The 9742-nt window shown below is 72.8% G+C and carries 8 protein-coding genes; 6 read left to right on the top strand and 2 right to left on the bottom strand.

Features of this window, described 5'->3' with window-relative positions; genetic code table 11:
* Positions 1–24 precede the first annotated feature (24 nt).
* Together KS423_RS28635 and KS423_RS28630 are read right to left on the bottom strand one after the other, a co-directional pair.
* A complete protein-coding gene (locus KS423_RS28635; protein WP_224282670.1) occupies positions 25–1773 on the bottom strand; it encodes a penicillin-binding transpeptidase domain-containing protein in 1749 nt (582 codons plus the stop codon).
* Positions 1774–1960: 187 nt separating this feature from the next.
* Positions 1961–3742: a dolichyl-phosphate-mannose--protein mannosyltransferase gene (locus KS423_RS28630; protein WP_224282669.1), complete on the bottom strand. Its 1782-nt coding sequence runs from the start codon at positions 3740–3742 to the stop codon at positions 1961–1963.
* A 106-nt stretch (positions 3743–3848) separates the two neighbouring features.
* On the opposite strand from KS423_RS28630, the gene rsmI reads away from it, so the two are divergent.
* The 6 genes from rsmI to KS423_RS28600 form a co-directional block, all read left to right on the top strand.
* Positions 3849–4718: a 16S rRNA (cytidine(1402)-2'-O)-methyltransferase gene (gene rsmI, locus KS423_RS28625; RefSeq protein ID WP_224282668.1), complete on the top strand. Its 870-nt coding sequence runs from the start codon at positions 3849–3851 to the stop codon at positions 4716–4718.
* A gap of 235 nt (positions 4719–4953) precedes the next feature.
* Positions 4954–5379 carry a hypothetical protein gene (locus KS423_RS28620; RefSeq protein ID WP_224282667.1) on the top strand — a complete coding sequence of 142 codons (426 nt, stop codon included), beginning with the start codon at positions 4954–4956 and terminating at the stop codon, positions 5377–5379.
* 86 nt (positions 5380–5465) lie between these two features.
* Positions 5466–7088: a methionine--tRNA ligase gene (gene metG, locus KS423_RS28615; protein WP_224282666.1), complete on the top strand. Its 1623-nt coding sequence runs from the start codon at positions 5466–5468 to the stop codon at positions 7086–7088.
* A gap of 1 nt (position 7089) precedes the next feature.
* Positions 7090–7965: a TatD family hydrolase gene (locus KS423_RS28610; protein WP_224282665.1), complete on the top strand. Its 876-nt coding sequence runs from the start codon at positions 7090–7092 to the stop codon at positions 7963–7965.
* An 89-nt stretch (positions 7966–8054) separates the two neighbouring features.
* Positions 8055–9005 (top strand): 16S rRNA (adenine(1518)-N(6)/adenine(1519)-N(6))-dimethyltransferase RsmA, encoded by a 951-nt coding sequence (gene rsmA, locus KS423_RS28605; protein WP_224282664.1) that lies wholly within the window; start codon positions 8055–8057, stop codon positions 9003–9005.
* The coding region (locus KS423_RS28600; protein WP_224282663.1) for a 4-(cytidine 5'-diphospho)-2-C-methyl-D-erythritol kinase at positions 9002–9742 on the top strand (741 nt) is incomplete at its 3' end. The genes rsmA and KS423_RS28600, both read left to right, overlap by 4 nt.

Raw genomic sequence — 9742 nt, 5'->3', positions numbered from 1 at the left:
TGCGGGGGTGCGGCTCCCGGAGGCTCAGCGGCCGCCGGCGGCCTTCAGGATGGAGGCGACGGCCGGGCCGGCCGCGTCCACGCCGTGGCCGCCGCCCTGCACCTCGGCGGCCACCGCGATGTTGCCGCGGTAGGCGGTGAACCAGCTGTTGGTGACGTCGACGCCGGCGACCTCGGCGGAGCCGGTCTTGGCGCCCGCGTTGTCGGTGATGCCGGCCATCACCTCCTTGGCGGTGCCGCCGGAGGCGGTGGCCGCCATCATCGCCTTCAGCTTGCCGGCCACGTCCGGGGAGAGCGGTCGGGCGGCCTTCTGCTGCGGCAGCTCGGCGACCAGGATCGGCTGCTTGAACTCGCCGCTCTGCACGGTGGCGGTGACCGAGGCGATGGCCAGCGGGTTCATCTGGACCTTGCCCTGGCCGATGTAGTTCATCGACTGCTCGTCCTTGTTGGTGCCCGGGTCCGGCACCCGGCCGTCGGCGTTGGGCAGGCCGGTCTTCCACTCCAGGCCGATGCCGAAGACGTCCTTGGCCTCGCCGGCGAGGCTGGTCGGCTTCAGGCTGGCCAGGCCCTGATTGATGAAGGCCGTGTTGCAGGACATCATGAAGTCCTGCTGGAGCGTGTTGTTCGGGAAGGCGCCCGGAAAGGAGTTCGGGATCGGGTGCGCGTTGCCGCTCTTCTCCGGGCAGGCCACCACGGTGTCCGGGTTGACCCCGGCCTCCAGCAGCGCCGCCGAGGTGACGATCTTCATCGTCGAGCCCGGTGCGAGCAGCCCGGTGAAGGCCCGGTTCTGGCCGTTGGACGGCGAGTTGGCGAAGGCCAGCACCTGACCGGTGCTCGGCTCGATCGCGACGATGGAGCCGGGCTTGCCGCCCAGGTCGGTCATCGCCTTCTCGGCGGCGGCCTGGAGGGTGTTGTCGATGGTCACCTTGAACGGCTTGCCCGGCTTCGGCTCGACGATGGTGAACAGCTTGTCCACGGCGCCCTTGCCAGCCGGGTCGGAGATCACCACCGCGCTGCCCGCGTCCTGCTCCTTGGCCGGGTCCGGCGGCAGCAGCTTGTTGGCGTTCTCCTGGAGGGTGTTCATCAGTGCCGGGGTGAGCGAGGCGCCCTGGACCGGCTTGCCGTTGCGGTCGACCACGGTGGACGGCGGGGAGTAGACCGGCTGGACGGCGATGGTCTCGTTGCCGGACAGGTGGGGGTGGATCACCGACGGGGCCCAGTGCACGGCCGGGGTGTTGTCGCTCATCTTCACGACGCCCAGGAAGCCCTGGTAGTCCCAGGCCCGGTTGGTGCCGGCGAACTCGGCGCGCGCCTTGTAGGACATCAGCGTGCCGGTGGGCCCGGGCGTGGCGGTGGCGGACGGCGAGTCGGTCGCACCCGGCGTCGCGGAGGCCCCGGCGGAGGGCTTGGCGGCCGGGGCGGGGGTGCCGGTGGCGGCGGCGAAGACCTGCTGGGTGGTCGGGCCGAACGGAGTGAGGGTCAGCGCGCTCGGCTTGACCTGGTCCCTGAAGGCGGTCAGGGCGGCGGTGGCCGCGGCCGGGTCGTCGGTCAGCGAGGCCGCCTTGGCGATGTCGCCGGCCGCCCAGGCCGTCAGGAAGTCCTTCAACCCGGCTGCCGCCTGCTCGGCCGACGGCGGTTCGGCGACCACCGTACGGGGCTTCTTGCCGCCGGACCCGCCCGAGTCGCTCATCAGGCTGTACGCGCCGTAGCCGCCGCCCGCGAGGACGGCGATGGACACGCCGGTGATGATGCCGATCTTCGCGCCACTGCGCATGGTGGAGTTCCCCCAGGGGTCTCGCGGCCGGGCGCAACCGGCCGGGGCCGGAAACGCGGTACCCCCCCACCCTAGGCAGCGCGGATCGGTGCGCCGGCGAATCGCCCGGGACTTGTGACGGATCTGGTACGTGCCGTGCACCGCATACGGACGGTTCGCGGGAACCCGGTGCGCACGGGGCGGCGGATCAGATCCAGGTGTTGAACCAGATCCGTCGGCGCCAGTCCTCCAGCGGGATGGTCTGCCCGGTGAACAGCGGGAAGAAGAACAGGAAGTTCCAGACGATCAGCAGGACCAGCAGGCCGGCCGCCGCGGAGCCGATGATCCGGCGGTCCCGGGAGGCGCCGGCCGGGCCGATCAGGGCGCCGATCAGCATCGTCACCGCGAGCACCAGGAACGGGACGAAGACCACCGCGTAGAAGAGGAAGATCGTCCGCTGCTGGTAGGCGAACCAGGGCAGGTAGCCGGCGGCCAGGCCGCAGAGCAGCGCGCCCGCCCGCCAGTCCCGCCGGGCCGCCCAGCGCCACAGGCAGTAGACCAGCGCTGCGATGCCCGTCCACCACAGCAGCGGGGTGCCGATGCCCAGCACCTCGCGGGCGCAGTCGGCGGCGGTGCAGCCGGCCTGGCCGTACTTGGGGGACTCGTAGTAGAAGGACACCGGCCGGCCCAGCACCAGCCAGGACCACGGGTTGGACTGGTAGGTGTGCGGGTCGCTCAGGCCGACGTGGAAGTCGTAGACCGTCGAGTGGTAGTGCCACAGGGCGCGCAGGCCCTCGGGTATCCACGGGAAGTCGGTGGAGCGCCCGGCCGCCCAGTCCCGGCCCCAGCCGCCCTGGCCGGGGGCGGTGCTGCTGGCGAACCAGCCCCACCAGGACGCGACGTAGACCGCGGCCGAGACCACGACGACCGAGACGAAGGCCGGCACCACGTCCCGGGCGCCCGCCGCCAGGAACGGGCGCGGGGCGCCGGCCAGGCGGCGGGCGCCGACGTCCCAGAGCACGGTCAGCAGGCCGAAGGCCGCCATGACGTACAGGCCGCTCCACTTGGTGGCGCAGGTCAGGCCGACGCAGACGCCGGCCGCGATCCGGTACGGGCGCCAGCCCAGGTTCAGCCGCTGGGCGAGCTGCGGGTTCTCGATCCCGCCCAGCCTCCGGGCCAGCAGGGCCCGGGTGCGGTCGCGGTCCAGCAGCAGGAAGCCGAAGGCGGCGAGGGTCCAGAACATCACCACCAGGTCGAGCAGGGCCGCCCGGCTGAGCACCAGGTGCAGGCCGTCCACCGAGAGCAGCAGGCCCGCCACACAGCCGAGCAGCGTGGAGCGGAACATCCGGCGGGCGATCCGGGCCACCATCAGCACCGACAGGGTGCCGAGCAGGGCCACCGCGAACCGCCAGCCGAAGGGGTTCATGCCGAACAGCTGCTCGCCCGCGCCGATGATCCACTTGCCCACCGGCGGGTGCACCACGTACGAGGGCGTCGCCCGGTACGGGACGGCCGCGCCCGGCGTCATGATCGTGGTGTTGGCGTCCTCCGGCCAGCTGATCTCGTAGCCGCCGTGCCAGAGCGCGTAGGCGTCCTTGGCGTAGTACGTCTCGTCGAAGATGATCGCGTGCGGCTGCCCGAGGTTGGTGAACCGCAGGACGCCGGCGAACACCGCCACCGCGATCGGACCCAGCCAGCCGGCCCAGCGGCAGAGGAAGAACCACAGGCCCTGCGGCAGCGAGACGCCCATCCGCAGCAGTAGCGGCGACTGCGGCACGTCCCGGGGCGTCACCCGGGGGCCGTCCGGCATCGGCGGCGCCAGGCGCTCGGTGAGCGTCGCCGCGGGACGGGCGGTGTAGCCGTACCGGGCCAGGCGTTCGCGCCAGTCGGCGGGGCCGGTCCGTGGTGAGCGGGGGGACGGCAGACCGACGCCGCCGTACGCGGATCGGTCCGTACCAGTGGGCGTCTGCGCCGCCGTGTCGCCGTTCATCCGCCACATCGTAGGGGCGCTCCTCGCACGCGTGTCCGCTCCCTCGGAAGCTGCCCGAATCGTCACCAAAAGCCCTGGGCGCTCGGCAGCTGCAAGGATGGGGACCGTGACAGGAGTACTCGTTCTCGCAGGCACCCCCATCGGCGACGTCTCGGACGCCCCGCCCCGGCTGGTCAACGAACTGGCCACGGCGGACGTGATCGCGGCCGAGGACACCCGGCGGCTGCGCCGGCTCACCCAGGCGCTCGGGGTGACCCCGGCGGGACGGGTGGTCTCCTACTTCGAGGGCAACGAGGTCGGCCGCACCCCCGAACTGGTCGAGGCGCTGCTCGGCGGCGCCCGGGTGCTGCTGGTCACCGACGCCGGCATGCCCTCGGTCTCCGACCCCGGCTACCGGCTGGTCGCCGCCGCCGTGGCCGCCGACGTCAAGGTCACCGCGGTGCCCGGGCCCTCGGCGGTGCTCACCGCGCTCGCGCTGTCCGGCCTGCCGGTGGACCGCTTCACCTTCGAGGGCTTCCTGCCGCGCAAGAGCGGCGACCGGGCCCGGCAGCTCGCCTCGATCGCCGCCGAGCCGCGCACCATGGTCTTCTTCGAGGCGCCGCACCGGATCGCCGAGGCGCTGACGGCGATGGCCGAGGCGTTCGGGCCGGAGCGGCCGGCCGCCGTCTGCCGCGAGCTCACCAAGACCTACGAGGAGGTCAAGCGCGGGCCGATCGGCGAGCTCGCGGCCTGGGCGGCCGAAGGCGTCAAGGGCGAGATCACCGTCGTGGTCGCCGGCGCCCCGCCGGCCGCGCCGCAGGAACTGACCCCGGCCGAGCTGGCCCGGCTGGTGGCCGTCCGTGAGGAGGCCGGGGAGCGCCGAAAGGAGGCCATCGCGGCCGTCGCGGTGGAACTCTCGCTGCCCAAGCGGGAGGTTTTCGACGCGGTCGTGGCGGCGAAGAAGGAAAGCCTGGAGGGCGGTCCGGGAAAGGGGTGAACTCCGGGGCTTGCGTTGCTCACGGGGAGTCGTACCGTGGAGGGAAGGCCCCGGTAAACACCCGCTGAGCTGAAGTTTCGGTCGCGGTTCTCGGTCCTGGGAAGGCCCTTCGTATAGGGCTGCCCAACCCGCATCCAAGTCTTCACAAGTGGGGCATCGGCCGAGGCGGTCCGGGCATTTCCTGGAAGGGAAAGACCCAGCCGGACGAACGTCCGGCGGGCGCTGGGAGACGGCTATGAGCGATGTTGTCGGCAGCCCCCGCGGTGGCAATGCGCTGAGCACGGCAGGCCTGGCCGGCCGGCCGCACACTCCCGTCGAGACCGTACGGGAGGCCTACTCCTTCGCGTGCCTGCGCTGCGGGTACGGCTGGGAGCAGGCGTACGACATCGAGCACCACGTGGCCAGGGACGGGCACGTCGTGTTCGAGTACCACGCCAACGGCGGCCGGGTGCCGTCCCCGCTGCTCAAGCCGACCTGCCCGGGGTGCGGCGGCCACACCGTTCGGATCATGCGCGAGGGCCGGGTGGCCTCCGCGGACCAGCCGTGGCAGAACGCCCCCGGCTACCCGGCGCACGCCGAGCCGGCCGGGACGCCCCCGGTGGCCGAGCCCGTCCGGCCGCGCGGACGCTGGGCCCGGTTCTGGTCGCGGCTGCTGGGCTGACACCGGGGCGACGCAGGAGGGACCGCCCCCGGCCGGGAGACAACTCGGTCGAGGGCGGTCCGTGCGCCCGACTAAGCTTTCCGACCATGGCGGCCACTGCAGACCACAGCACCACCGGGGCGAGCGCCCCGGCGTACTACGTTTCCACCCCGATCTACTACGTCAACGATCGCCCGCACCTGGGCCACGCGTACACCACCGTGGCGGGCGACGTCCTCACCCGCTGGCACCGCCAGCGCGGCGAGAAGGTGTGGTACCTGACCGGCACCGACGAGCACGGTCAGAAGATCATGCGGACCGCCGAGGCGAACGGCGTCAGCCCGCAGGAGTGGTGCGACAAGCTGGTCGAGGAGGCCTGGAAGCCGCTCTGGGAGCACCTGGAGATCGCCAACGACGACTTCATCCGCACCACCGAGGAGCGGCACACCGCCCGGGTGCAGGAGTTCGTCCAGGACCTGTACGACAAGGGCGAGATCTACAAGGGCGGCTACTCCGGCCCGTACTGCGTCGGCTGCGAGGAGTTCAAGCTCCCGTCCGAGCTGCTCGACGGCGCGACCGCGGACGAGAAGCTCTGCACCGTGCACAAGCGGCCGGTCGAGTGGCTGGAGGAGGAGAACTACTTCTTCCGCCTCTCCGCCTACGGCCCGCAGCTGCTGGAGTTCTACGCGGCGAACCCGGACTTCATCCAGCCGGCCTCGGCCCGCAACGAGGTGCTGCGCTTCGTCGAGCAGGACCTCAAGGACCTCTCGATCTCCCGCTCCACCTTCGACTGGGGCGTGCCGCTGCCCTGGGACGAGAAGCACGTCCTCTACGTGTGGGTCGACGCGCTGCAGAACTACATCACCGCGGCCGGCTACGGCAGCGACCCGGAGCGCTTCGCCGAGCTGTGGCCCGCCTCCGTCCACCTGGTCGGCAAGGACATCCTGCGCTTCCACGCCGTCATCTGGCCCGCCATGCTGATGGCCGCCGGACTGCCGCTGCCCAAGCGGGTCGTGGCCAACGGCTGGCTGATGGTCGGCGGCGAGAAGATGTCCAAGTCCAACCTGACCGGCATCGCGCCCACCGACCTGACCTCGCACTTCGGGGTGGACGCGTACCGCTACTACTTCCTGCGGGCGATCCCGTTCGGCACCGACGGCTCGTTCTCCTGGGAGGACTTCACCGCCCGGTACACCTCCGAGCTGGCCAACGACTTCGGCAACCTGGCCTCCCGGGTCGCCGCGATGGTCGGCAAGTACTTCGACGGGGTGCTGCCCTCCGCCACCGCCGCGGGCGACGCCGAGCAGGCCGTGGCGGACGGGCTGACCAGGGCCGTCGAGACGGCCGACCGGAAGATCGGCGAGGAGCTGGACTTCGCCGGCGGCCTCGCGGCGATCTTCGAGTTCGTCAAGCAGGTCAACGGCTACCTCACCGAGCAGGAGCCCTGGAAGGTCGCCAAGGACGACTCGGCCGAGGGCCGGGCCCGCCTGGCCACCATCCTCTACACCGCCGCCGAGGCACTGCGCGCCACCGCCGTGCTGCTCAACCCGGTGATGCCGTCCACCGCCGAGAAGCTGTGGGCCTCGCTGGGCGCCGAGGCCGCCGGGCTGGGCGCGCTCTCCGCGCAGACCGTCGCCACCGTGGCCGACTGGGGCCGGCTGCCCGCCGGTGCCACCGTCACCAAGGGCGAGATCCTCTTCCCGCGCCTCGAAGAGAAGCCGACCGCCTGACATGGCCGCCAAGGACGACCGGTCGACCCCGCCGCCGCTGCCGGAACCCCTGGCGGTGGCGGTGGCCGACTCGCACACCCACCTGGACATGCAGTCCGGCACCCCGGCCGAGGGCCTGGCGAAGGCCGCCTCGGTCGGGGTCACCACGGTGGTCCAGGTGGGCTGTGACGTGCCCGGCTCGCGCTGGGCCGCCGAACTGGCGGCGCAGTACGAGCAGGTGCACGCGGCCGTCGCCCTGCACCCCAACGAGGCGCCGCGGATCTTCCTCGGCGACCCGGACGGCTGGTCCGGGCAGCAGCGGAAAGCCGGCGGCGCCGCCGCGCTGGACGAGGCGCTCGCCGAGATCGACCGGCTCGCCGCACTGCCGCAGGTGGTGGCGGTCGGCGAGACAGGCCTGGACTACTTCCGCACCGGGCCGGAGGGCGTGGAGATCCAGAAGGAGTCGTTCCGCCGCCACATCGAGATGGCCAAGCGGCACGGCAAGGCCCTGGTCATCCACGACCGGGACGCCCACGAGGACGTCATCGCCGTCCTGCTGGAGGAGGGCGCCCCGGAACGGACGGTCTTCCACTGCTACTCCGGCGACGCGGAGATGGCGAAGACCTGCGCCGAGAACGGCTGGTACCTCTCCTTCGCCGGTCCGGTCACCTTCAAGGCCAACCAGCCGCTGCGCGACGCCCTGCTCGCCACCCCGCCGGACCGGATCCTGGTCGAGACCGACGCCCCGTTCCTCACCCCGCACCCCTACCGCGGCCGCCCGAACGCCCCGTACCTGATCCCGGTCACGGTGCGCTCGATGGCCGCCACCCTGGGGCTGGCCGAGGACGAGCTGTCCGCGGCCATCGCGGCGAACACCGCCCGGGCCTTCGGCTACTGAGCCCCACCTCCGGCCACTGAGCCGGATCGAGCGGTGCCCTTCGGATCGGCGAGTCCGGAGGGCACCTCCGGCGCCCGTATCCTTGGCGCGTGAGCACCACCGACCCCACCCCTGACAGCCGCCCCCAGCCTCCGGCCGGGGGGACCCCCTTGCTGGGCAGCGCCGACATCCGGGAGCTGGCGGCCGCGTTCGGCGTGAAGCCGACCAAGCAGCGCGGGCAGAACTTCGTCATCGACGGCAACACCGTGCGGCGGATCGTCCGCGCCGCCGAGGTGACGGAGCAGGACGCGGTGGTGGAGGTCGGGCCAGGGCTCGGCTCGCTCACGCTGGCGCTGCTGGAGGTGGCGCGGCACGTGACCGCGGTCGAGATCGACCCGGTGCTGGCGCAGCACCTGCCGGACACCGTCGCGGCCCGGATGCCGGGCAAGGCGGACTCGTTCGACCTGGTGTTCAGCGACGCCATGGAGGTCACCGAGCTGCCCGGGCCGGCGCCCACCGCGCTGGTCGCCAACCTCCCGTACAACGTCGCGGTGCCCGTCCTGCTGCACATGCTGGCGACCTTCCCCAGCATCGAGCGGACCCTGGTGATGGTGCAGAGCGAGGTCGCCGACCGGCTCGCCGCCAAGCCGGGCAACAAGGTGTACGGAGTCCCGTCGGTCAAGGCCAACTGGTACGCCGACGTGAAGCGGGCCGGCGCCATCGGGCGGAACGTGTTCTGGCCCGCCCCCAACGTCGACTCCGGGCTGGTCTCGCTGATCCGCCGCGAGCCGCCGAAGACCAGCGCCAGCCGCGAGGAGGTGTTCGCGGTGGTCGACGCCGCGTTCGCCCAGCGGCGCAAGACCCTGCGCGCCGCGCTGGCCGGCTGGGCGGGCTCCGCCGCCGGGGCCGAGCAGGCGCTCGCGGCGGCCGGCATCGACCACAAGCTGCGCGGCGAGATGCTGACGGTGGAGCAGTTCGCCGCGATCGCCGAGCACAAGCCCGCCGGGCACACGACCGTCGAGCACAGGCCCGCCGGGCACACGACCGGGGAGTCCGCGTGATCACCGTACGGGTGCCGGCCAAGGTCAACGTCCAGCTGGGGGTCGGCGGGCTGCGCGCCGACGGCTTCCACGACCTGGCCAACGTCTTCTTCGCCGTCGCCCTCGGGGACGAGGTCACCGCCGCCGCCGGGGAGGGCGTGACGCTGAGCTGCTCCGGGCCGGACGCCGCCGTCGTCCCGCTGGACGACAGCAACCTCGCCGCCCGCGCCGCCCGGCTGCTCGCCGCCCACCACGGCATCGCCGACCCGGGCGTGCACCTGCACATCGCCAAGGCCATCCCGGTGGCCGGCGGGATGGCCGGCGGCAGCGCCGACGGCGCTGCGGCACTGGTCGCCTGCGACGCGCTCTGGCAGCTGGACACCCCGCTTCCGGTGCTGCTGGAGCTGGCCGCCGAACTCGGCTCCGACGTGCCGTTCGCCCTGCTCGGCGGCGTCGCACTGGGCCGCGGCCGGGGCGAGATCCTGGAGCCGCTGGCCGTCGAGGGCACCTTCCACTGGGTCTTCGCGGTCGCCGAGGGCGGCCTGTCCACCCCCGCCGTGTTCCGCGAGTGCGACCGGCTGCGCGAGGAGGCCGGCACCGGCTCCAGCGACACCGACGTCCCCACCCCGGACGCCGACCCGGCGCTGCTCGCCGCGCTCGCCCAGGGCGATGCCGTCGCCCTGGCCGCCGCGCTCGCCAACGACCTCCAGCCTGCCGCGCTCTCGCTGCGCCCCGCGCTCGCCGCCACCCTGCGGGCC

The organism is Streptomyces sp. LS1784 (assembly GCF_020103755.1).
GTDB lineage: Bacteria > Actinomycetota > Actinomycetes > Streptomycetales > Streptomycetaceae > Kitasatospora.
Note: the sequence above shows the minus strand (reverse complement) of the source record. Positions and strands in the feature narration are given on the sequence as shown.